Origin of the sequence: Bacillus sp. LJBV19 (assembly GCF_017797845.1) — a bacterium.
Taxonomy (GTDB): domain Bacteria; phylum Bacillota; class Bacilli; order Bacillales; family Bacillaceae; genus Bacillus; species Bacillus velezensis.
In genome coordinates, this window is record NZ_CP072563.1 from 3811893 (window position 1) to 3834164 (window position 22272).

At 46.0% G+C, this 22272-nt stretch carries 23 protein-coding genes; 6 read left to right on the forward strand and 17 right to left on the reverse strand.

What is annotated here, in order from left to right:
- Positions 1–48: 48 nt before the first annotated feature.
- The gene (locus tag J6600_RS18655; protein WP_094296187.1) at positions 49–435 is read left to right on the forward strand and encodes a hypothetical protein; all 387 of its coding nucleotides are present in this window, start codon (positions 49–51) and stop codon (positions 433–435) included.
- Positions 436–595: 160 nt separating this feature from the next.
- Positions 596–958: a hypothetical protein gene (locus J6600_RS18660; RefSeq protein ID WP_007407823.1), complete on the forward strand. Its 363-nt coding sequence runs from the start codon at positions 596–598 to the stop codon at positions 956–958.
- Between the two features lie 50 nt (positions 959–1008).
- On the opposite strand, the gene J6600_RS18665 is transcribed toward J6600_RS18660, so the two are convergent.
- The gene (locus J6600_RS18665) at positions 1009–1401 is read right to left on the reverse strand and encodes a hypothetical protein (RefSeq protein ID WP_007407824.1); all 393 of its coding nucleotides are present in this window, start codon (positions 1399–1401) and stop codon (positions 1009–1011) included.
- Positions 1402–1530: 129 nt separating this feature from the next.
- Between J6600_RS18665 and J6600_RS18670 the strand changes: the two genes are divergently transcribed.
- Complete coding sequence (locus tag J6600_RS18670) at positions 1531–2493, forward strand: iron-hydroxamate ABC transporter substrate-binding protein (RefSeq protein ID WP_209387755.1); 963 nt, start codon at positions 1531–1533, stop codon at positions 2491–2493.
- A gap of 40 nt (positions 2494–2533) precedes the next feature.
- On the opposite strand, the gene J6600_RS18675 is transcribed toward J6600_RS18670, so the two are convergent.
- The 7 genes from J6600_RS18675 to J6600_RS18705 all read right to left on the reverse strand — a co-directional run bounded on the left by J6600_RS18675 (position 2534) and on the right by J6600_RS18705 (position 9626).
- Entirely contained in the window at positions 2534–2881 is a 348-nt protein-coding gene (locus tag J6600_RS18675) for a YxeA family protein (RefSeq protein ID WP_004393256.1), read from the reverse strand.
- 13 nt (positions 2882–2894) lie between these two features.
- Entirely contained in the window at positions 2895–4763 is a 1869-nt protein-coding gene (gene yxdM, locus J6600_RS18680; RefSeq protein ID WP_209387756.1) for an ABC transporter permease YxdM, read from the reverse strand.
- Positions 4738–5511 carry an ABC transporter ATP-binding protein YxdL gene (gene yxdL / locus J6600_RS18685; RefSeq protein WP_007614823.1) on the reverse strand — a complete coding sequence of 258 codons (774 nt, stop codon included), beginning with the start codon at positions 5509–5511 and terminating at the stop codon, positions 4738–4740. Before yxdL ends, yxdM begins: the two co-directional genes overlap by 26 nt.
- A gap of 143 nt (positions 5512–5654) precedes the next feature.
- Entirely contained in the window at positions 5655–6632 is a 978-nt protein-coding gene (gene yxdK, locus J6600_RS18690; RefSeq protein WP_209387757.1) for a two-component system sensor histidine kinase YxdK, read from the reverse strand.
- Complete coding sequence (yxdJ, locus tag J6600_RS18695; protein ID WP_032875556.1) at positions 6629–7318, reverse strand: two-component system response regulator YxdJ; 690 nt, start codon at positions 7316–7318, stop codon at positions 6629–6631. Before yxdJ ends, yxdK begins: the two co-directional genes overlap by 4 nt.
- 149 nt (positions 7319–7467) lie before the next feature.
- Positions 7468–8907: a sensor histidine kinase gene (locus J6600_RS18700; protein ID WP_209387758.1), complete on the reverse strand. Its 1440-nt coding sequence runs from the start codon at positions 8905–8907 to the stop codon at positions 7468–7470.
- A complete protein-coding gene (locus tag J6600_RS18705; RefSeq protein ID WP_014419282.1) occupies positions 8904–9626 on the reverse strand; it encodes a response regulator transcription factor in 723 nt (240 codons plus the stop codon). The genes J6600_RS18700 and J6600_RS18705 overlap by 4 nt, the downstream gene beginning before the upstream one ends.
- A 221-nt stretch (positions 9627–9847) precedes the next feature.
- Between J6600_RS18705 and J6600_RS18710 the strand changes: the two genes are divergently transcribed.
- Genes J6600_RS18710 through J6600_RS18720 form a run of 3 tightly spaced genes read left to right on the forward strand, consistent with a single transcriptional unit; the run spans position 9848 to position 12265 of the window.
- The gene (locus J6600_RS18710; RefSeq protein ID WP_209387759.1) at positions 9848–10759 is read left to right on the forward strand and encodes an ABC transporter ATP-binding protein; all 912 of its coding nucleotides are present in this window, start codon (positions 9848–9850) and stop codon (positions 10757–10759) included.
- Positions 10756–11514, forward strand: coding sequence for an ABC transporter permease (locus J6600_RS18715; RefSeq protein WP_007614844.1), 759 nt, complete (start codon positions 10756–10758; stop codon positions 11512–11514). The genes J6600_RS18710 and J6600_RS18715 overlap by 4 nt, the downstream gene beginning before the upstream one ends.
- Before the next feature lie 16 nt (positions 11515–11530).
- Positions 11531–12265 carry an ABC transporter permease gene (locus tag J6600_RS18720; RefSeq protein ID WP_021494674.1) on the forward strand — a complete coding sequence of 245 codons (735 nt, stop codon included), beginning with the start codon at positions 11531–11533 and terminating at the stop codon, positions 12263–12265.
- Between the two features lie 262 nt (positions 12266–12527).
- Here J6600_RS18720 and fba read toward each other — a convergent pair whose 3' ends face one another.
- From fba to iolB, 9 genes are all read right to left on the reverse strand, one after another.
- On the reverse strand, positions 12528–13400 hold the full coding sequence (gene fba / locus J6600_RS18725) for a class II fructose-1,6-bisphosphate aldolase (RefSeq protein ID WP_209387760.1): 873 nt from the start codon (positions 13398–13400) through the stop codon (positions 12528–12530).
- 2 nt (positions 13401–13402) lie between these two features.
- Positions 13403–14245 (reverse strand): 2-keto-myo-inositol isomerase, encoded by an 843-nt coding sequence (iolI, locus tag J6600_RS18730; protein WP_209387761.1) that lies wholly within the window; start codon positions 14243–14245, stop codon positions 13403–13405.
- Between the two features lie 87 nt (positions 14246–14332).
- Positions 14333–15202 (reverse strand): sugar phosphate isomerase/epimerase family protein, encoded by an 870-nt coding sequence (locus tag J6600_RS18735; RefSeq protein ID WP_007407833.1) that lies wholly within the window; start codon positions 15200–15202, stop codon positions 14333–14335.
- Positions 15203–15221: 19 nt separating this feature from the next.
- Positions 15222–16256, reverse strand: coding sequence for a bifunctional inositol 2-dehydrogenase/D-chiro-inositol 1-dehydrogenase (gene iolG, locus J6600_RS18740; protein ID WP_014419289.1), 1035 nt, complete (start codon positions 16254–16256; stop codon positions 15222–15224).
- A 22-nt stretch (positions 16257–16278) separates the two neighbouring features.
- Positions 16279–17574: an MFS transporter gene (locus J6600_RS18745; protein WP_205161014.1), complete on the reverse strand. Its 1296-nt coding sequence runs from the start codon at positions 17572–17574 to the stop codon at positions 16279–16281.
- 12 nt (positions 17575–17586) lie between these two features.
- Positions 17587–18483 carry a myo-inosose-2 dehydratase gene (iolE, locus tag J6600_RS18750; RefSeq protein WP_209387762.1) on the reverse strand — a complete coding sequence of 299 codons (897 nt, stop codon included), beginning with the start codon at positions 18481–18483 and terminating at the stop codon, positions 17587–17589.
- A 15-nt stretch (positions 18484–18498) separates the two neighbouring features.
- On the reverse strand, positions 18499–20412 hold the full coding sequence (iolD, locus tag J6600_RS18755; RefSeq protein WP_209387763.1) for a 3D-(3,5/4)-trihydroxycyclohexane-1,2-dione acylhydrolase (decyclizing): 1914 nt from the start codon (positions 20410–20412) through the stop codon (positions 18499–18501).
- Between the two features lie 24 nt (positions 20413–20436).
- The gene (gene iolC, locus J6600_RS18760; RefSeq protein ID WP_029972986.1) at positions 20437–21429 is read right to left on the reverse strand and encodes a 5-dehydro-2-deoxygluconokinase; all 993 of its coding nucleotides are present in this window, start codon (positions 21427–21429) and stop codon (positions 20437–20439) included.
- A gap of 23 nt (positions 21430–21452) precedes the next feature.
- On the reverse strand, positions 21453–22268 hold the full coding sequence (iolB, locus tag J6600_RS18765; protein ID WP_209387764.1) for a 5-deoxy-glucuronate isomerase: 816 nt from the start codon (positions 22266–22268) through the stop codon (positions 21453–21455).
- Between the last annotated feature and the right edge of the window lie 4 nt (positions 22269–22272).

Below are 22272 nucleotides of genomic sequence, written 5' to 3' on the forward strand. Positions count from 1 at the left end.
ATTGACTACATAGTGTATAAAGACTTCACTAGATAAGGAGAATGATGAATGAACCCATATCAGTACTACACCCCATCTGCCTATTTCCCTCAGCAGCAGGAATACGAAGTGAGCCGCGTTGAATATGAGCCGTATCAGCAGCAGGAAAGCTATTATTATGCGCCCCCTCAGTCTGAAGAGCGGCAGCCGACGGCTTTAGAACGGAGAGTCGCCCAGCTTGAAAGACAAAACGCCCAGCAAACGAGAGAGCTCACCCGCCTCTCACAAGAAGACCAGCGCCAAAACCGGGAAATCACGCGTATAAATGAGCAGATCAGACGGCTGAGCCAGTCCATTGAAATCCATACCCGCCGCTTAAACCGTTTGAATCAGCGCCTGCGCGCAGTCGAAAACAGACTCAATATTCCTTTTCACGCTACAGAAGGCGGCTTCTGAGAAAAAGGGCCGGAATACAAAGCTCGACAGGCCATCCCGAGCCTTGTATTCCGCTCTGTACATAACAGGTAAATATTTGAATCCTTTTCTTGCATGAATGCCTCTCCTATTCTTTCACATGATAAATGTGTAAAATCAATCACTCCGGGAGGTCTTCATGATGTATCAAAACCAATACAGCGGAAATCAGCTGCAGCAATGCCGCCAAACAGCACAGCAGCTTATTCAGCAGACACAGCAAAGCAGTCAGCAGTACAAGCAAATGCTCCAGCAGGAACAGCAAAACATTCAAATGCTTCAGCAGATGCTTAACCATGAACAGCATGCCGTTCATACCATTCAGCAAGCGCTGCAGGGGCATGAAGCGGCCATTCAGAAATGCCAGCAAATCGTGAATGTGTGCAATCAGCTTCAGCAGGAAGTAAGCGGACACATGCCTGCACCGATGGCAAACGCTAATGTTTCTTCATTCCCGCAAACACAGCATCACACACCGTTTCAGCAGCACTCATACCAGCAATAGGCCGGTCATGCAAATGACAAAGCGCGAGATACCGGCTTTGTCATTTGTTTTTATCTCTGTTTTGTCAGATCAATGCGATGAGCGGGTTTTCCGCCGAATTTTGCTTCCGCCTCATGCCTTACCGCTTCAAACGCTCTTGCTTCGACGTTTTGTTTAAACACATCAAGCTGTATCAAATAAGCCGCCCGCACTTTCAGCCCGTGGATGATGGAGATGACCCATAAAGGCAGCACGATATACACGCCCGGCGTGCTCGGCAGCACAAAAGCAATTGCTAAAATAATAAAATAGATAAGTCCGTATTTCAGCCATTTTTTGTTCTTGGCCCGGTAGCCGATATAGAAAAAGGCCAAGAAAGCGGTCAGCGCAAACGGCGCAAAAGTCAGCAGCAGCCACCAGCTGTGCAGCACTTCCCACCAAGTCCCTCTTTTCGTAATCAACATTCATTCCTCCTCCTTTACTACTATAACATGGATAATCAAGGAAGGATTTCTATAAAAAACATAGACGGAATGACGTCTTCCTGCTATATTAATAATGATAATCATTATCACCGAAATAGGGGGATCATTATGAAGAAACAATCATGGCTGATCGGCCTGGCACTTCTGCTTGTTTTCGCATTAAGCGCTTGCAGCGGCGCGAAGGAAAACAACGGATCGGCATCAGGCAAAGGAAAGACAGACATGCGTACATATGAATCAACAAAAGGAAATATTGACATACCCGCACATCCGAAACGGATCGTCACTGACTTTTATGCAGGTGAGCTGCTGTCCGTTGACGCAAATGTCGTCGGGGCGGGCTCATGGGCTTTCAAAAATCCGTTTATCAAAAAACAGCTGAAAAACACCACGGACATCGGCAATCCCGTCAATGTGGAGAAAGTGATGCAGCTGAAGCCTGATTTAATCGTGCTGATGAAGGATGACCAATACGAAAAACTATCGAAAATCGCACCGACGATTGTCATTCCTTTTAACACCGCAAAGAATACGAAAGATACGGTCAGCCTATTCGGCGACATTGCCGGGGCGAAGGATAAAGCCGAAAGCTTTATGGCAGACTTCAACAAAAAAGCCGAAGCGAATCAAAAGCGCCTCAAAAACGTGATCGGCAAAGACGAGACAGTCGGCCTTTATGAAACGACGGATAAAGGCGAAATCTGGATTTTCAATGACAATTCCGGCCGCGGCGGCCAAGCCGTTTATAACGCGCTCGGATTGAATGCGCCGGCCAAAATTGAAAAAGACATCATGAAAACGGGCGCCATGAAACAGGTTTCCCAAGAGGTCATCCCTCAATATGCGGCTGATTATATGTTCATTACCGATTACAATCCGAATGGAGAAAGCAAAACATTTGAGCGTCTGAAAGATTCATCCGTTTGGAAAAATCTCGATGCCGTAAAACACAATCGTGTCTTTATCAACGATTTCAACACCTTCTATCCGTATGACCCGATTGCCGTCAGCAAACAGATGGATATTATCACCGACATGCTGATCAAACGGGCTGAAGAAAATAAAAAATAAAAAAAGCGGCACAGTCATGACACTGTGCCGTTTTTCATGTTCACTTTAATTTTGACTGTACGGAGCCCGGCATATCTTCAAATCTGACTTCTTCCCAGGTCTCGACATACTTTCCTTTCGCCTTCACCTTCAAATACGCGTTCTTCCGAAGGTCTTTCCCGGCGAAAAAGGTCACTTCTTCTTTTTTCCCGGATGCGTTATATCCGTCTAATGTATACTCAGTACCGCCCGGGCTAAGATGTTTGCCATCTCGATCAATCTGTACATAAACATCTTGCTGGTGAATAAACGGATTAAATCTGTCTGTAACATCATTATGAAAAAAGAGAAGTCCGTATATGACGGCAGCGGCCGCCAAGACGGCCAGGATTGCCAATGCTTTTTTCATCTTTGCACTCCCCTTACTTGTTCATTTTTTTCAAATAGCTTGTCCGCACCGCGAGGAAGAACAGAAGCTGAAAGATGAAAAACCCTCCGATGGTCAGACTGAGCGGCCCCGCTACATCGGAATAGCCTTCCACGGCCAATGTTCTCAAAGCAAACAGTGTATGCATGACGGCAATGACAAATGGAAAGAAGAACAAAATCGCCAATTGTATCGTCACGCTTTGTGCCATTTCACGCTCACTCAGGCCGATTTTGGCCAATGAACGGTAGCGCCCCCGGTCCTCATCTAAATCGGTGAACAGCCTGAAATATAAGAAACTTGCTGCCGCGACAAAGAATACAATTGCGATAAACAGGCCGATGAATAAACTCAGGCTCGGCAGCTGCACCGTATCATAGTAGGTGCCGGCTTTTGACATAAAATCAGAATGCACGTCGATATAGTTGCCGTAGATCTCATCTTTCAGAGATTGGCTGAACCCAAGACTGTCTTTCCAATGATCGTAGCTGTAGCCGTATAATGACGCTTTATCACCGAGTGATTTGAGCTGATCAAAGGTTTGATCGTTCACCGCGATGATGGCATTCAATGAGATCAGCGGTTTTTTGACTTCTTTTACCGTCAGTTTTTGGTCAGACGGCTTGCCTTTTTGGTTCAGCAGCTTCAGCTGATCCGGCGCTTCGTTTTTGAAATTGCGGTCATACGTGCCCGGGAAATAGACAGCCTCATCATGTTTCAGGCCGCTCAGCTTGACATGGAAGTATTTTGATACATCCGATTTGCTGATCATGTAAACAGGCGGAACAGTATCTCCTTCCTGATAGCGGACATAGGAAACATTTATTTTGTCTTTCTTATACGTAAAGCCGTGTGTTTTCAGTTCATGGTCAATATCTTTCAAATGAGTCTTTTCTTTTGAATTATTGCTGAAAGATACATACTCCATCTCATAGGCGGACTCTTCCGCCCCGACGGTCGATTTGTACATTGCGAGCACGCCTGTCGCCGTAAACGCAACCGCGGAAATAATGCTGACGATAAAGAACAGGCGGGCGTTGTCTTTTAAACGATAGACAAGGTCAGAAACCCAAATGACATTTTTCCCGCGCAGATAAAAGGCTTTCCACTTCTTCAGCGCGCGCAAAATCCAGATGCTGCTTTGGCTGAAAAAGAAATACGTGCCGATGACGGTAAGCAGTAAAATGATGAACGGTTGAGTCCCGTGGACATTGCCTTTCAGAACCATGCCGTACCCGCCGCAAAGACAGGCGATGCCGAATAAGGACAGAAGCACGGACGGCTTCGGCTCCGGCTTGATCTTGTCAGTGCCCTTTATTAATTTGATCACCGTATTTGATCTGACAAAAAGGATCGTGAACTGCGATAAAAGGAAAAATAAGAGCAGAAATCCGCCGGCCGTAATGCCGAGCGCTTTCCAAGGCATGTACAGAGGCAGCGCGTCCATTTCTAAAATATAAGCGCCGACCGTAAAGAACGTTTTCGAAAAAATGAATCCTCCGATAATCCCCGCTGCGATCGACATGACGCCGATGATCATGTTTTCCGCCGTAATGAGCTTTCTCAGCTGCCCCGGCGTGATGCCCTGCATCAGCAGAATACCGAATTCTTTATTTCTCGATTTCAAAAATGCGTTAACCGAATACAGAACAAATAAGAAAGAAAAAACAAAGATCATCCATTCCGCGGCGGTTAAGCCTTTTCTGGCGATGTTATTCAGGTAGCCTTCCTTTAGTGCCGGATGAAACAGGAACATCGCAAAGGTAAAGAAAATCAAAACGGAAAAAGCGCTGCTTAAAAAGAAAGCAAGATAGGCCCTTTTGTTTCTCGTGACGTTTTTATAAGCGAACTGAAGAAAGGTCATTTGCGTTTCCCCCCAGCATAGACAGCACATCAAGAATCTGCTCATAAAAGACTTGGCGGTTTTCCCCGCGGTAAATCTCATTAAACAGTTCGCCGTCTTTTATAAAGATGACGCGGCGGCAGTAGCTTGCCGCAACCGGATCATGGGTCACCATCAAAGCCGTGATATGATCATCCTGATTCAGGCTCTGCATCGTTTCCATGACGTCTTTTGACGCTTTGGAATCAAGGTTTCCCGTCGGTTCATCGGCCAGAATGAGTGACGGCTTATGAATGACCGCTCTTGCGATGGCGGCCCGCTGGCGCTGTCCGCCGGATACTTCAAACGTCCGTTTGTTGAGCAGGTCTTCGATTCCGAGCTTTGCCGCGATGCCGTGCAGTTTTTCTTCCATGACAGACGGCGCTTCTTTTTCAAGCGTTAACGGCAGCATGATATTTTCACCGATTGTCAGTGTGTCCAGAAGGTTGAAATCCTGAAACACAAATCCGAGCTGCTTGCGGCGGAAATGAGCGAGCTTTGTCCGCTTCAGGCGGTGCGGGTTTTCTCCGTGAATCAGGATATCGCCTGAATCCGGACGGTCGATCGTTGAAATGATATTCAAAAGCGTTGTTTTTCCGGAGCCGGACGGTCCCATCACCGCCGTGAACCCGCCTTCTTCTATTGAAAACGAAATTTGTTTTAAAGCTTGATAGGACACTTGTCCTTTATAGGTTTTATTTATATGTTTGACTTCAAGCATATTCGCCATGAAAATCCTCCTTATGGTTTTATTCTTGTTGGTCTGGGCTGCTTTCATGTAGTGCCGGGGCATTTAACATAAAAATCCCCTTGACGTAAATCCATGTTATCAAGGGGAAACAAAACGAGCTATGTTGTTTTCTTAACGCAGCCTTACATTTTTGTAAGAAATGAAAATCGGACCGATGTCCCTTCACCGGGGGACGAGCTGATGTCCACCGTATGATTGAGCTTGCCCGTAATTTCTTTGACGAGATGGAGGCCGATCCCCGTAGATTCTTGGAAACGCCGCCCGTTTTCGCCGGTGTAATAAGGGTCAAACACCCGCTTGATATCTTGCGAGGGAATGCCGACACCGTAATCTTTGACTTCAAGCACCGTCCTGTCTTCATCGCGGAAGACATTCAGCTCAAGTCTGTCACTCTTGCCTGCCGAATATTTGACCGCATTTGTGACCACTTGGCCGATCGCAAATTTGAGCCATTTCGCATCGGTGTAAATCTGATGATCATCGCGAATGTCCATTTTCGGATAAACGCGGTATTGAATAAAGAATCGTTTATAGCTTTGAATGACTGATTGGAGAAGCTCTGATAAGGAAACCGCTTCGACTTTAAAATCCCGCTCAAACATGTCAAGCCTTGATGAATAAAGAAGCGTCTCCAGCCCGAATTCAATCTGCCGAACCTCTTTTTTGATTTGTTCAAAGACGGGCTCATCCTCTTCCTGAATGATTAAATTAATGACCGACAGCGGCGTCTTTACTTGGTGCACCCATTGATTCATATACGTCACCCGCGCGTCAAGCTTGGCTTCGGTCTCATGAAGCTTCTGGTGCTGCAGCCGGATCAGCTCCATCTGCTTTTCATACAGCTCTGAACAGAACACCGAAGAACCGAGATACGGGATGTCCGTCCCTTCCTGCTCCGAGCTGAGCCAATGATACACGCCGCGGTCTTTGTACCAGCGATAGGCAAGATAACCCGCCAAAATAAGAAGCTGCACGCCCAATATGTAAAACAGGTGGGAAAAAGAATGAAGACCCGCAAACCAGTAATAAAAGAAAACAAACAGCCCTTGAAGGAGAAAAAGCAGAATCAGCACGGCATGAGACCGGAGAAACAGCTTCATGACAGCGCCCTCAGCTGGTAGCCTTCGCCCCGCACCGATTCAATGGAAACAGGCGCATTCAGCTCCCGCAGTTTTTTTCTGAGCCGCGTGATATACACGTTAAGTGTATTATCATCGACGAAAATGTCGGTGTCCCACGTTTTTTCCATGAGACGGTCCCGACTCGTCACCTTTTCTCCCCGCTCCAGCAGCACTTCCAAAAGCTTGCTTTCTTTTTTAGAAAGCTCGCTTTTTTCGTCCTGAAAGCGCAGTTCAAACCGTTCCACAAAGAGCTGCACACCGGCATATTCAACCACTTTCTCTCCCTGCTTGGCAGCGTACTCTCCGTATGCCCTGCGGATCTGGCTTTTGATTTTCGCCAGCACAATATCATAAGAAAACGGTTTTTCGATATAATCATCTCCGCCGTTTTCAATCGCCATCACCTGATCCATTTCCCCGCTTCTGGCTGAGATAAAAATGATCGGGCTTGTAGAATGCTGGCGGATCTGGCGGCACCAATAATAGCCGTCATAAGACGGCAGATTGATATCAAGCAGCACCACATCAGGCTTTTCCCGCAAAAAAACATCAAGAACAGCCGTGAAATCCGCGGCGGCCACGGTTTGATATCCGTATTTTTCAAGGTAATTCTGCAATAGTCCGCGAATGTCTTCACTATCTTCCACAATCATGATTTTATTCATGCAACCATCCTCCAAAAGGATACGGCTTTTCGGAGCCCTCATTATTTGATGCCCCCATCATAATGCTTTCATCGGTTCTCTGCAACATGAGAAAGCGGGCCTTTATAAAAGACCCGCTTCTCCCTTTCTCAATGTAAGATCGATTATTTCTAATTGACATTGTTATACTTAGATGGCGAACTCGGAAAGGTCATTTTAAATCTTGTGCCAACTCCCGGCTGACTATATATATCAATATTTCCCCCATGTGCCTTGATAATTTGTTGAGCAATAGCCATTCCTAATCCAGTCCCTGAGTTATTTGACGAAGCGCTTATCCCTCTGAAATACCGATCAAATAAACATTCAACCGTCTCTTCGTCCATTCCTATCCCATCGTCTTCTATTATAATTTGTATTTCATTGTCATGTAACACGTCCTGATATAATATGACCTTTATTTTAGTGCCCGGAGGATTATGTTTAATACAATTAGCAATCAAGTTTTCAACTGCGCGCTTTAGGTACCTTTCATCCATATTAAAAAGTATCTTATTGTGACTGGATTCTAAAGCGAATCTCTTATTTTCTGACTCCGGTAGCAGCTTCATTTTTTCTAAAGTGTCATGAATTACTTTCACTACGTTTTTTTCTTCAAGATGGATTGGAAGCGACTCATTTTTCAATTGAAAAGTTAAGTTGAAATCTTCAATCAGCTTTTCCATATATTCGACACGTTCTTCCATTATTAAGGAAAAATCACGCACTTGCTGATTTTCCCACTCATATTCATTTGAAGATAAAAGAACCGTATATCCCTTAATAACCGAAAGAGGGGTTTTTAAATCATGTGAGACACCGGCCATCCACTCTTCTCGTGTCTTTTCCAATAATTCTCGCTCAGCCTTATTCCTTTGAAGCGTTGAGGTAAGTTCAGACAGAGCCTGCATTAATTCTTGATAGGTCTTATATCCAGATTTATTATGTCTATATTTGCTTGAATGAAACTTCCAATCATAAGGTTCTTCATATTTTTCTTTAGACAAATTCTCAATCCAAGATACAATAAACAGCAGGGGAGCACCTAGTTTTTTTCCGTAAAATATTGCAATGACAATCCCTGCCATAATAATAGAAACAATCCACAAGTTATTCACCCAATAGAAAAAAGGGTTATTTTTTTCCATCGGCTTTCCCAATACCCATGTTAAATCCTGATTGTTTTTCGTTTCATACCACGTAGATAATTGATAACCTTTTTTGGCAGGATACATGTAATCTGATATTAACTCTCCAAGAATATAATGCTTAGGTATATTTTGAGGTTTATTAAAAGAAAAAACCTCATCTCCTTGTTCATCTAAAATTTGAATCCACATCCGGTTCTCTAATAAATCTTCTTTTGCTTTCGTATTTATTGAAAATTGTTTATCTGCAACAACTGTTTGGTCAACAATTTTTTTTAAGGATAAGTGCGGCGTTTCCATTTTATTCTGACCTAAGACGAGGCTGAAAAATATGATACTGCCCACAATGAGCAGACCCCAAATAAACATGAGTAAAAAAAGTCTCGATACGAAGTAAAATGCTATCCTATTTCTCAGCTTCAAAATAAATCCTCATCTATAGGCTCTGCTTCAAATATATAGCCCTGTCCTCGAACCGTTTTAATCCATCTAGGTCTGCTCGGGTCTTCCTCTAATTTTTCACGTAATCGTCTTACATGTACCATTACAGTACTATCTCCGCCATAAAACTCCCCCCACACATCTTTATAAATTTGGTGTTTACTTAAAATTTGATTGGGATGTTCACAGAAATAAATCAGAAGTTTCATTTCCTGAGCAGGGCAATCTATTCTTGTCCCGTTAACAACAAGTCTTCCGGTATTGGGATCTATTTTAAAATATTCATAATCGTATACCTGTTTTAGAGGGTAAGAAGAAGAGAGTTGAGTCGTTCTCTTTAATTGGGCTTTTACACGAGCTACAATTTCTAGTGGATTAAATGGTTTAGTAATATAGTCATCTCCCCCAAAACTAAACCCTTGCAATTTATCTAAATCTGTTGTTTTTGCCGTTAAGAAGAGTATCGGCACATTTGTATGCGAGCGTATTTTGCTGCATAAGGTGAAGCCATCAGTGTCCGGAAGCATGACATCTAATAAAATAATATTTGGAAGTTCCTGATCGATTTTCAGAAGGGTTTCGCTCCCTGTCATAGCTGTGGAAATATTGCTGAAACCTTCCTTTTCAAAGCAAGTTATTAATAAGTTTAAGATATGTTCGTCATCATCCACCATGAGGATTTTGTTCTCTTCTAACGTCATAAGTTACCCTCCTTTTTTTCTCATTTTAAATGAAATCGAATACATAAGAGTTGGAAAAGGAAAGAATTTAGCTTTTGTTTAGATTTCAGAATATTCTTATCAAATAATCAATTTTACTATATGCAGTCAATAAACCATGGATGTCGTTAAGTGAATGTTTAGGAAGAGTTTCGTTTGTGTTTAAAGAACATCGCTTATGATAAAAGTGAGGTGAGAGACAAATGAATGATCAAATAGTGGTAACACACGATCTGACTAAAAAGTATAAAAAGCATACTTCTGTTGATGGGTTAAACTTAAGGATTAGGCGTGGCGAAATTTATGGTTTTCTTGGACCGAATGGTGCTGGTAAAACAACAACCATCCGAATGTTATTAGGTTTAATTAAACCAACAAAAGGAAACATCGAAATCTTTGGCCAAAACCTAAACAAGAATCGTTTGCAGATATTGCAAAGAATCGGGTCACTGGTAGAATCTCCAACTTATTATGGTAATTTAACAGGTTACGAAAACTTAGAAGCTGTTAGGAGGTTACGAGGACTTCCGGAACAACGGGTCAATGAAGTATTGGAAACTGTAAGGTTATCTAAAGTAGCAAATCGACTGACTAAGGAGTATTCCCTTGGAATGAAACAACGTTTGGGAATTGCAGTTGCCCTGTTAAGCAGTCCTGATTTATTAATTCTGGATGAACCGACAAATGGTTTAGATCCATCCGGTATCCAAGAAATAAGAGAGCTAATTAAAGAATTGCCTAAATCGGGAATGAGTGTTATTGTATCCAGCCACTTATTGAGTGAAATAGATCAAATGGCTACTCAAGTGGGAATTATCAACAATGGAAAAATGATTTTTCAGGACTCGATTGCAAGTTTACATCAAAAACGAAAACCACTATTAAAAGTCGGTGTTAGTGACGTAATCGAAGCAAAAACAATATTAAACAGGAAAGGATTAAAGGTTGATTTACACAAAAATGATTTGTGGCTGTCTCAAACAGAACCGGAATTCGTTTCAGAAATCAATTCCATACTTCTTCATTCAGGGCTGTCTGTATTTCGACTTGAAGAAAAGACACGATCACTTGAGGATATTTTTTTAGAATTAACCGGTACAGAGGGAAGTCTATGAAAAAGTTATTATGGGCAGATCAATTAAAACTGAAACGTTCGTCGTTATTGATTGTAGTCTTATTGGTTCCCTTACTCATTATAGCATATGAGTTGGTAAATCTTACTTATCGATCTGAATACGTGGAAAAACAAGCTGAAATGTTCCATGCTGGATCAATGTGGATGTATTTACTGTATGATAACAGTTTGTTATTTGGTCTGGGTTTTCCATTAGCCGCCACACTTTCTGCGTCAATAATAGCAAATATAGAGCATCAAGCAAACGGATGGAAGCAAACCCTTTCTTTTCCTGTATCTAGAATGCGAATTTATGTAAGTAAATTTATTTGCTTAGTAGTCAGTTTATTTATTTCGTCAACAATCTTCTTGCTCGGCATGGTACTGCTGGGCAAACTGGTAGGATTCGAAGGTAGTGTACCTTGGGGACTTTTGTTTGGAGATAGTTACAGCATGTTAGTTACAGTACTGCCTATAATGGCATTCCAGATATGGTTATCTATGGTGTTTAGCAACCAAGCATTCTCAATTCTTGTAGGATCAGTATCATCTATAATGGGTTTGTTTTTGGCAGCTGCTCAATCAACGAGATGGTTTCCGCTGGCTTATCCTAGTCAATCTTCGACAGTCATTCTGCAGTATGAAGGTATAGGATATAACCCAGATCTTTCATCTTACCTTTGCATTAGCCTTTTCTTAGGGATAATTATATTATTTCTAGGCTCTATTCATTTTGCTAAACGGGATGCTTTGTAAAAAGGAGGCGAAATACTTGAAAAACATTTTATTTGTAGAACGTTTAAAGCTTAAGCGATCAAAGTTATGGATCATCTACTTATTAGGGCCTTTGTTAGGTGTATCCCTGGCATACACTAACTTTATTAAAAACTATAACCTTTTTATGAATCCCGGAGACAATCCCTGGGTAGAGGCTTGGACACAAGTTGCCTTATTTATGGGCCCTTTTGTATTGCCTATCGTAGTGGGAATTTTCGCCGCCCTTGTTTGCAGGGGGGAACACGCAGGAGGCGGTTGGAAACAGCTTCTAGCCTTACCAGTCAAACACTCAGATATCTTTCTGGGAAAGTTTCTAACAGTGGTCCGCATGATATTCATTAGTATGTCCATTTTAATCCTCTTATTTATTGGATTCGGTTATATGTTAGGCATAAGCGGGAGTCTTCCTTTACTTACAATTCTAGGTTATGGAATTAGAGGGATCTTAGCTTGTTTACCATTAATTTTATTGCAGCTTATTGTTTCAATCAGGTCTAAAACATTTGGCATACCACTCGCTGTTAGCATTGTTTTTACATTACCGGCCATTATTATTGCCAGTACACCATTAGGTCAAGTATATCCATGGACACAGCCTATGTTAGCAATGTCACCCGAAGATGAATCACCGATTCAATCAAATTTCCTGTTTTACTCAATTATGGTAATAACGTGTCTCGGTCTCCTGGTTTACGGAATAAGAAGTTTTACTAAACGAGACCTTACGTAGGGTATATGCGGTATAAACTTATGACTTATAGATTATTTCAACAAAAAAGAAAGTTACCGACATCATCGATAAAGAAAAGGATAATAACGAATTCTAGTTTTCATAACTATAGTAAACGAGGGGGCAAGCTGTATACAATTCGCTTGGATTGAAAGGGCCTGTAAAGGTTGAACAGGTTGATTTGATTGTGATACTTTGGTGAAACGCAAGAAGGAAATAAACGAAAAGACGAAAGCACTCACAATGTTGTGAGTGCTTTTCATCAGCCGACCTGCTGTTTTACGGCTTTACCGGCTGATCCGAACTCTCTCATTTTGCTTCGCACTGTCTCTTCCACGGCTTCAATGCCGGGTGACATGTAGCCGCGCGGTTCGTACAGATCGCCGTTTTCCTGAAACATGCGGCGTGTTTCGTCTGTCCAGGCTACCATACATTCCGTGTTGATATTGATTTTCGCGTGGCCGAGCGTGATGGCTTTTTTGACCTGATCCTGCGGAATCCCGGATGCTCCGTGAAGAACGAGAGGAATATCAGTCATGCGGGAGATTTCCTCCATTTCCTTAAATCCGAGATTCGGCTCGCCCTGATATTTGCCGTGGACGGAGCCGAGGGCGGCGGCCAGCGCGTCGATATTGGTTTCTTTGACGATCCGCTCACATTCGGCGATATCGGCATAGCGGACCCCGCCGACCAGCCCGTCTTCCATGCCGCCGACCGTGCCGACTTCTGCTTCTACTGAGACGCCTTGCTTTGCCGCATAATCGGCGACTTCTTTTGTCATCGCGATGTTCTCATCAATCGGATGATGGGAGCCGTCAATCATCACTGAGCTGAATCCGGCGTCAATGGCCTGTCTGCAGCGTTCCGCACTGCTTCCGTGATCAAGATGGAGCACAACGGGAACGGTAATCGCCATTTCTTCTATTAACGCGCCGACCATGGCGGAAATCGTTTTAAATCCGCCTAAATAGTCGACCAGACGATCGGAAGCCGCGGCGATGACCGGCGATTGCTCCTTTTGCGCCGCTTGCAGAATCGCCTTCGTCCATTGGAGGCCGTTGATATTAAACTGGCCGACTGCATAATGCTCCCGTTTCGCTTCTGCAAGAAGATGTTTCATGGTGACAAAAGCCATGTTCACGCCTCCTTCATGAAGTATTTTGATACGACGGCTTCCGTTGTTTCCTTTGCCGTTTTGATCGTTTCCTCCGCAGTCAGCTTATAATATTCAGGTCTGAACAGCTCTACGGAGACAACATCATTGAATCCGATTTCTTTTAACGCTGACAGATGGGCGTCTAAGTCAATCGCACCCTGTCCAGGCCAGACGCGGTCTTCATCCGTTAAAAAGCCGATCGGGAAGTCCTCTGTATCGTCGATATGATAGATGAAAATTTTCTTTCCGTCCGCCTGCTTCAAACTCTCAATATTGGAGCCCATCGCGTGGAAATGGAAGCTGTCAAACACCAGTCCGACATTATCGCGGCCGACAGCGTTCACGATGTCATACGCCTGTTCAAATGTATTGACCGTGCATTGCGGATGGCCGACAAATTCAAGGGCAATGTTTACGCCGTACGGCTCCGCGATGTCCGAAAGCTCAGTCAGCACCTCTGCGCTGCTCTTTTTGATCTCTTCTTTCAAGATTTTCCGCTCTGTCACAAGCGGCACGGCCACTACGTATTTCACGCCGAGCGTCCTGCAGGTTTCCATCATGCTTTTGAATTCCGAAATGATCTCCCTATAGCCCTTCTCATCACGGTTGTTGAAGAAAACCAGTGCGTTCAGGGCAAGCGGTTTAATGTGATGGGTTCGAAAATATTCCGCCAGATCGGACAGTGAATGGTCTTTTAAGTATTCCGGCAGCTTATCCATTGTGCGGATTTCAATATAATCATAGCCGTGCTTTTCGCACAGTTCTAAATCCTGTTTCAGGTTTGAATTCTCCAGCGTAGTCGCTTCATTAAAGCAAAGTTTCATGTCAGCCTCTCCCATCCGCGTTTTCGATATGAAGGGAGTCCGGCTGGAGGGCTTTTTTGCCCCGCTCCGCCGAACTCCGTACTCAGCTTATGCCATACCCAGTTCTTCCTTTAATTTCTTAAGCGTGGTCCGGCTTGATTCATCCGCTCTTTCGCCGACCCAAGCAAAAACGGCGTTCGTCGCAATTCCGTCGAATTTCATCTCTCTCATCTTTCTGAAAATCGTCTCAAAATCGACCTCGCCTTGCCCGATGTCCAAATGCTGGTGAACCGTTACTTTCGCATCAGGCGGGTTGACGATGTAACGCAGGCCGTGCGCCGCTTTATGATTAAAAGTATCTGCAAATAAAACATGTGTAAGGCGGTCGCCGGCTTCATCAAACATGGTCGCAATATCGCCTTTTCCGTCATCATAGAAGAACGTATGCGCAGTCGAGTAGACAAGATTGATCCAATCCTTGTCAAGCGCGCGGATCATATCCATCGCGCCTTTGTGCGTTTCGATAAAATCGTATGGGTGAGCCTGAAGATTGAGTTTAACGCCTTCTTTTTCAAAAACGGGCAGCAGTTCATCCATGGATTTGATAAATTTTTCTTCACTTGTCAAAGGATCATATTTTGAACCGCTGAATTCACTGTTCATCAAATCCACTTCAAGTTCAACCGCAATTTCGATCGCCCGTTTCCAGTTGCGCACGGCGGCCTGTCGGCGGTCTTCATCTGGACCCGCCCAGTGGTAAAGCGGAAGAAGAGAGGACAGCTTCACACCTGTATCCTTTAAAAGGCGCTTCAATTGTTTGATTTTTGCTGAATCGACTTTCGGATATTTGTAGAAAGGACAAAAATCCTCGCGCGGGGACAATTCGATATATTCATATCCGAGCTCCGCCGTTTTATAGACCATTTCCTCTAACGTTAAATCATCGCGGTACATGGATGGATCTAAGGCCAGTTTCATTTCTTTCACTCCCGATCTATTATTTGTTCACAGTCGTAAATGATTGGTAGAATGCCGGTTTCTCTTGCAGCGCCACAGGCTCTTTCTGCCCGGATTCCTGAGCTTTTACGCACGCGTCTGTTGTCACCGCGGCAATATAACCGTCCCATGCCGTCGGACCGCTGACTTCGCCTTTTTTCCGGATCGAATCAATGAAGTCTTGAATTTCCACATCATACGCAGCCACAAATCGGCGCTGCCAATCCATCAGGATATCGGTGCTGAATGTCCCTTCTTTTCTCAAGCTGATGCTTGATGGTTCCGGAAGCTTGATAACACCGTCTTCCCCGACGATCTCACATTGAATGTCATAGCCGTATTTACAGTTCACGTAGATTTCGGCATTGATGACGATGCCGCCTTTTGTTTCGATGATGACCATCTGCGGATCTTTCAGATGCGGCAGCGCATTTTTTGATTTCTTCGGATAGATGACCTGTACGGATTCATAGTCGTCATTGACGAGCCAGTGGAGGACATCAATTTCATGAACGAGCGTATCGACGACGGCCATGTCCGTTGAATAATTCGATGCGACTGTCGGGTTGCGGTGCGCACAGTGAATCATCAGCGGCTCGCCGACCACGCGGTTATCGATCGCTTCTTTCAGCTGAACGTAACCGCTGTCATATCTGCGCATAAAACCTACCTGCACCAATCGTTTTCCCGTCTTCATTTCTTCCTCGACAATGCGCATACAGCCTTCTGCCGTTGTCGCAAGCGGCTTTTCACAAAACACGTGCTTGCCGTGCTGAATCGCTTTCAAAACGCTGGACTCGTGAGCCGGGCCCCAGCTTGTCACTAAGACGGCATCCACATTTTCAGCAGCGAGGAGGCTGTCGTCATCAGGATAAACGGAGGCATTCAAATTGAAATCCTGAACGGTCTGCTGCGCGGCCTCCTGATTCACATCTGTGACAGCGGTAATTTCTGCTCCGGACAGTTTATTTGTGATGCGGTTGATGTGCTCTTTTCCGATAGCACCGGTTCCGATAACACCTATACGTAAATTCATTGATCGCCACTCCTTCTGATAATCAAATAATGGTTCTCGTCTTTCTTTTCTCGCTGCCGTCCTGAGGAGCGCCGTAAAGTTCCTCCTGTATCTGTTCAAGCGACTTGCCGGACGTATTCGGCGCGAAGACAAGTCCGATGATCATACTGGCCGTCACACATATGAGCAGAATACCGGCCATAAAACCGATGCCGAATTGTGACATGATGACCGGCACAAATAAACTCCAAATGCCGATTGAAATACGGACGAGAAAGAACATGAGCCCTTGTGCTGACGCTCTGTATTCTGTCGGGAACAGCTCGCTTGCCCACAGCTGGTAGTTCGCCTGCTGGCCGGCTCCGTTATTGATGCCGATCGCTAAAACAAACAAAAGCAGCATCGGGAGCCCCTGAAACGGCAGTAAAAACAGCGACCAGCCGACAACGGCCATAAAGGCGCAGATTCCGAACACCGTTTTCCGATATTTATCTGCAAAAGGCATGAAGATACAGGCGACGCCGAGCCCGGTGAAGATAAACAGGGCCATCTGCAGAATGTTGGCCGTATTTGCGGATACGCCGCCGACCTGCTGGTAGATGTACGGCATGAAGAATCCCATGACGCCCGCTGCGAGATTCCATACGAGAAACACACCCATTAAAAACAAAATGTTCTTGAAAAATTTCGGCTGAAGCAGGTCAAAATAAGATGTTTTTTTCACGGCGGCAGGCCGCTCTTCACTGTTTTTCCAGGCATCCGACTCAGGTAAACGCTTTCTTATCACATATGTGATCAGGGCGATCACCAATAGATGCGCAAAGACAATTTTATTTCCTAAAAGCCCGAGGTCACCGACCAAAACGGATAACAGCAGAACCACAACGGCTCCTGCGGCCCACGCCACCTGCGCCACTCCGCAATGCCTCGCCCGGTTTTTCTCGGGGGCGTTTTCCGCGATAATGGTCCATGAAGCCGTAATATCCGCGCCTACAGAAATCCCGATAATCATGTATCCGCATAACAGCATGGGAAAGTTGAATCCAAACAAAACCAAACAAATTCCTAAGGCGTAGACGAGCATACTGTTTGTGTATACAGCTTTTCGGCCGACCTTATCAGCCAAATACCCGCCGAGCAGCGCTCCGATGGCCGCTGATATCGCGTTTGCGCTGAAGGCGCCGAGCAATCCGATCTGGCTGTCGGACAGCTTTAAATAGCTGACCCACATAGATAAACCCGCTGATCCTGCCACAATGGAACCTGCATCAATGTAATTGGCTAATGCTGCGGCGATGGTCCTTTTGCTGAAAGCTGATTCCGCCTTGGCATTATTCATATAAGTCCCCCTCTAATTTGCAGGATCAAGCAGCTCACTGTCGATGTACTTTCTCGCAATCAGCGCGTACTCAAGCGGATTGGCGACTGCCGGGTCTTGTTCGGCTTCGATGACGATCCAGCCTGAATAATCATGACGGACGAGCGCTCGGTACACTTCGGTAAAATCGATGCATCCGTCTCCGGGAACCGTAAAAATGCCTTGTAAAAACGACTGCCTGAATGACTTGCCTTCCTGTCTGCACCGCTCCATAATGTCAAACCGCGCGTCCTTGAAATGAACGTGTCTGATCCGATCCATATGCTTGTTGAGAATCGTCATATAGTCTCCGTCCGAGATATAGGCATGCCCGGTATCATAAAGTAAATGGACATACCGCGGGTCCGTTCCATCCATCAGCCGGTCAACTTCTTCCGCCGTCTGGACGCCTGTGCCGAGATGATGATGAAAAACCATGTCCAGCCCGTATTCGTCAGCGATTTTCCCGAGACGGTTCAAGCCCTGGCACAGCGTATCCCATTCTTCATCTGTGAAGTGCGGTTTTTTCTTAAATACATCAATGTCCAAGCCTTGAACACTGTACGTCTGTTCAGAAACGGTGGTGACATCCGCTCCGACTTTCTGCAAATAATCACAGTGTTCTGTAAATTGTTCAGCCGTTTTTTCAATACCGTCTTGAATGATAAAGCTGCTGAACCATTTCCCCGCAATCCGTAAGTTCCGGAGAGCCAGCTCCTTATTGAGGACGGAGGGTTCAGGGAAAAACCCTCCCACTTCCGTACCTTGAAAGCCGGCGACAACAATATCGCTTAACAAATGCTGCAGCGTATTCCCGGCTCCGATTTCCGGCATATCGTCATTGCGCCACCCAATGGGAGCGATGCCCCACAGAATATCTTGTTTGCCCATCGTGATGCCTCCCCTCTAGTACTGCTTCGCAGACTTCAGCTTCATCTCTTTCGCTTCGTATGCCCGCTGAACACTTTCCTGCTCCGACACTTCCGCCACGCCGACATGCCACCAGCTGTCATAGCCGTCCGTCATCGTTTTCGGCAGAACCTTCATTTCAATTAAAGTGGATACGTCTTGCGTTTTCGCATCTTCAAGCGCCGCTTTCAGTTCTTCAACCGTATTGGCTCTGTATGTTTTAGCGCCGTAGCCCTCTGCCACCTTCGCGTAATCAACGTTTAAAATCTGATTGTCCTCTGTGCGGAACTCGCAGAAATAACTGCCGCTCCCGTGATCCATCTGCAGGTTGTTGATACAGCCGAATCCCGAGTTGTCAAAAAGCAGGACATTGATTTTTTTGTTATATTGAAGCGCGGTAATCAGCTCTGAGTGCAGCATCAGAAAGCTTCCGTCGCCGACGAGTGAATAGACTTCTTTGTCGGGATGGGCCAGCTTGAGGCCGAGCGTGCCCGATACCTCATACCCCATGCAGGAATAGCCGTACTCGAGGTGGTACGTATTCGGGACGTTGGAATGCCACAGCCGCTGCAAATCTCCAGGAAGAGATCCCGCCGAACTGATGACGACGCTGTCTTCAGGAATCGTGTCATTGATGGTCAACAGCGCCGTTGTTTGCGGCAGCTCAGTCTCGAGCGCGTCGGCATACTCGTTTAACACGTCCTGTGAGAAATGGTTCTTAATTTCCGGTTCGAACGCATCACGTGTAAAAGTGACCTTGCCGAGCCGATCCCGTTCAGCCAGCCATTCATCTTTCCAATCTTTAATCGCCGTGCCGAATGCACTTTTATATCCGTCTAATAAGCCGTGCAGTCTGCCGAGCGTCACTTTCGCATCGGCTACGACCTGAAACGCGTCAAGCTTGTAAGCCTGCATGCGGCTGACGTTGATATTCAAAAATTTTGCTTTGTCAAAATCAAACGCCGTTTTCGAGGATGTCGCAAAGTCCGTGTACCGTGTGCCGACACCGATGATCAGATCAGCCTGGCGGGCGGCTTTGTTTGCGGCGAGTGTGCCCGTGATGCCCATGCCGCCCAGATTGTAGGCGAAATCGGCTTCAACCGTTGACTTGCCGGCCTGCGTTTCGACAAGCGGAATGCCGTATGTTTCAGAAAGCGCGATTAATTCCTCACGCGCGCCGGAGTACTTCGCGCCTCCGCCCACTAAAATGACGGGACGGCTGCTCTCCTTAATTCTCTCCGCGGCGCCTTTCAGCTCACGCTCGCTCGGCTGCATCCGGTCAATGTAATGAACGCGTTTTTCAAAGAAGCTTTCATCAAAATCAAATGCTTCTCCCTCTACATCCTGAGAAATGCAGATTGTCGCCGGGCCCGCTTTTGCCGGATCTGTCATCACTTCAAACGCCCGGATTAAGCTGCTCATCAGCTGCTCGGGGCGGGTAATGCGGTCCCAATAGCGGGACACGGGCTTTAACGCATCGTTTGTCGTGACGGCGGCACTGTATTCCTGCTCCACCTGCTGAAGCACCGGGTCAGGCTGCCTCGTCGCAAAGGTATCGGCCGGAAGCAGCAGCACCGGGATATTATTGGCCAGCGCCGTACCCGCGGCAGCCGTCAAGTTAGCGGCACCCGGACCGACAGATGTCGATACCGCGTAAATTTTTCTTCTCAGCATCTGCTTGCTGTATGCCATCGCGGCATGCGCCATGCCTTGTTCGTTTTTGCCTTGATAGACTTTCAGGTGCCCGGCGTCCTGCTCAAGCGCCTGCCCGATCCCCAACACATTTCCGTGGCCGAAAATCGTGAAGATGCCCTCAACGAACGGCTCTTCTTTTCCGTCAACATGAATGTACTGCCGGTTCAAGAATTTAATCAGCGCTTGTGCTGTCGTTAAGCGAATTGTCTTACCCACAAACGATCCCACCTTTTATACGTTCTATTTACCGTTAAGACTGTGCTGCGCTTCAATCAGTTCGATGATTTCACCGGCAGCCGGCATTGCTTCTGAGGAGCTGTGTTTGCTGACGACGATGGAAGCGGAAGCGCTCCCGTATTTTAAAGCCGTTTCAATATCCCGGCCGCTGACAAGTCCGTAGATGAAGGCTGACGCATAGGAATCACCCGCACCGAAGGTCTTCAGCACCTTTGTTTTATAGGCATGCGCCCGGAAAACTTCTCCCGATCTGCTGTATGCGTATGATCCGTCAACGCCGTGCTTAATGACGACAAGGTCAGCGGAGTGCGCAAACAAATGGCGGACGGTTTCATCGTTATCTCCGCCGCTGCGGTTTTCCATTACGTCAAATTCGTCACGTGTACCGATGACGATATCGGATTGTTCCGCCGCCAGCGTGTAGTACACGGCTGTTTCTTCTGCCGATTGCCATGTATACGGACGGTAGTCGAGCTCAAACACGACTTTTACGTCATGTTTTTTTGCGATATGCACCGCTTTTAAGACGGCTTCGCGCGACGGGCTTTTCGCAAGCGCCGTGCCTGACACGAGCAGCATTTTCGCGTTTGCGATGTAGCCTTCATTGACTTCGGACGGCTCAAGATACAAATCCGCCACGTCATCCCGGTACATCAGAATGCTGCACTCTTCGGGACTGAGAATTTCCGTAAAAGCGAGCCCGGCTTTGCGCCCTTCTCTGTCAACGGTCATTTGTGACGTATCAACGCCCTTTCCCTGCATATAAGAAACGATGAATCTGCCGTGCTGATCATCCGGGATTTTGCCGATAAAACCGGCTTTTAATCCGAGCTTGGCGCTGCCGATCGCAATATTTGCCGGGGAGCCGCCGACATATTTAGAAAACGTCATCGTTTCTTCCATCGGCCGGTTGTATTCCGCCGCGTTCAAATCAATACACGCGCGCCCGATCGCGACAATATCAAACTCTTTTTCTTCATTAAATGTATATTTCATCGTTATCTGCCACTCCTCACTTGTTAGCGTTCCAGGATCCATTCATGGGCCGGATCATTATGAAACTTCCATTTTCGTGTCGGTCCCGCCATTACATTCAGGTAGTAAGAGGTATACCCGTCCGGAACACCAACCGGGTGATAGCCCGCCGGCACGATGACAACGTTTTCATTTTCTGCGGTCATCGTCTCGTCAATCGAGCGGTCGTCCGTGTACACACGCTGGAAGACAAACCCCTGCGGCGGGTCCGTTTCATGGTAATAGGTTTCTTCTAAAAAGGATTCAGCCGGCAGATTGTCTTGGTCATGTTTATGAGGCGGGTAGCTCGACCAGTTGCCGCTGTCCGTGTAAACTTCAACAACGAGAAGGCTGTTTGCCGATGGATCTGAATCGGGGAGAATATTATGAACGGTTCGTTTGTTTGCCAGCTTGCCGCGATGTTCCACACCGTTCTCTTCCGCTTTAATCAGCTTTGTCGGAAGCTGGTGTTCGGACGGAGAATAGCACAGCGCGACCCTCGCCCCGCTGACGGCTGTGATTCCAAAAGAGCGGTCATTGGACACATAAACGCTGTCCGTTGGTTTTCTATCAAATACGCTTTCACGGGTGCCGATGCTTTCAAATGTCTGATCATAATCAGTGACGGTGATTTTTCCCGTTACCGCAACGATGCAGCACTCCATCTTTTTCAAATCTTCTGTATATGTGGAACCGGGAGTGAGGTCAACGACTTTGAATCCGACGTATTTGAGGTCTGAATTGGCTGAAGTGACGTCATGTATGATGTTCACGCCTTGAGAAATCTCATCGGTCTGCGGTTTGCGCAGCAAATGACTCATGTTT

Bases quoted from the DNA above. Each gene is read 5' to 3' on its own strand.
- J6600_RS18655 (WP_094296187.1), top strand. From the start codon at position 49: ATGAACCCATATCAGTACTACACCCCATCTGCCTATTTCCCTCAGCAG.
- J6600_RS18660 (WP_007407823.1), top strand. From the start codon at position 596: ATGTATCAAAACCAATACAGCGGAAATCAGCTGCAGCAATGCCGCCAA.
- J6600_RS18665 (WP_007407824.1), bottom strand. From the start codon at position 1,401: ATGTTGATTACGAAAAGAGGGACTTGGTGGGAAGTGCTGCACAGCTGG.
- J6600_RS18670 (WP_209387755.1), top strand. From the start codon at position 1,531: ATGAAGAAACAATCATGGCTGATCGGCCTGGCACTTCTGCTTGTTTTC.
- J6600_RS18675 (WP_004393256.1), bottom strand. From the start codon at position 2,881: ATGAAAAAAGCATTGGCAATCCTGGCCGTCTTGGCGGCCGCTGCCGTC.
- yxdM (WP_209387756.1), bottom strand. From the start codon at position 4,763: ATGACCTTTCTTCAGTTCGCTTATAAAAACGTCACGAGAAACAAAAGG.
- yxdL (WP_007614823.1), bottom strand. From the start codon at position 5,511: ATGGCGAATATGCTTGAAGTCAAACATATAAATAAAACCTATAAAGGA.
- yxdK (WP_209387757.1), bottom strand. From the start codon at position 6,632: ATGAAGCTGTTTCTCCGGTCTCATGCCGTGCTGATTCTGCTTTTTCTC.
- yxdJ (WP_032875556.1), bottom strand. From the start codon at position 7,318: ATGAATAAAATCATGATTGTGGAAGATAGTGAAGACATTCGCGGACTA.
- J6600_RS18705 (WP_014419282.1), bottom strand. From the start codon at position 9,626: ATGACGTTAGAAGAGAACAAAATCCTCATGGTGGATGATGACGAACAT.
- J6600_RS18710 (WP_209387759.1), top strand. From the start codon at position 9,848: ATGAATGATCAAATAGTGGTAACACACGATCTGACTAAAAAGTATAAA.
- J6600_RS18715 (WP_007614844.1), top strand. From the start codon at position 10,756: ATGAAAAAGTTATTATGGGCAGATCAATTAAAACTGAAACGTTCGTCG.
- fba (WP_209387760.1), bottom strand. From the start codon at position 13,400: ATGGCTTTTGTCACCATGAAACATCTTCTTGCAGAAGCGAAACGGGAG.
- iolI (WP_209387761.1), bottom strand. From the start codon at position 14,245: ATGAAACTTTGCTTTAATGAAGCGACTACGCTGGAGAATTCAAACCTG.
- J6600_RS18735 (WP_007407833.1), bottom strand. From the start codon at position 15,202: ATGAAACTGGCCTTAGATCCATCCATGTACCGCGATGATTTAACGTTA.
- iolG (WP_014419289.1), bottom strand. From the start codon at position 16,256: ATGAATTTACGTATAGGTGTTATCGGAACCGGTGCTATCGGAAAAGAG.
- J6600_RS18745 (WP_205161014.1), bottom strand. From the start codon at position 17,574: ATGAATAATGCCAAGGCGGAATCAGCTTTCAGCAAAAGGACCATCGCC.
- iolE (WP_209387762.1), bottom strand. From the start codon at position 18,483: ATGGGCAAACAAGATATTCTGTGGGGCATCGCTCCCATTGGGTGGCGC.
- iolC (WP_029972986.1), bottom strand. From the start codon at position 21,429: ATGAAATATACATTTAATGAAGAAAAAGAGTTTGATATTGTCGCGATC.
- iolB (WP_209387764.1), bottom strand. From the start codon at position 22,268: ATGAGTCATTTGCTGCGCAAACCGCAGACCGATGAGATTTCTCAAGGC.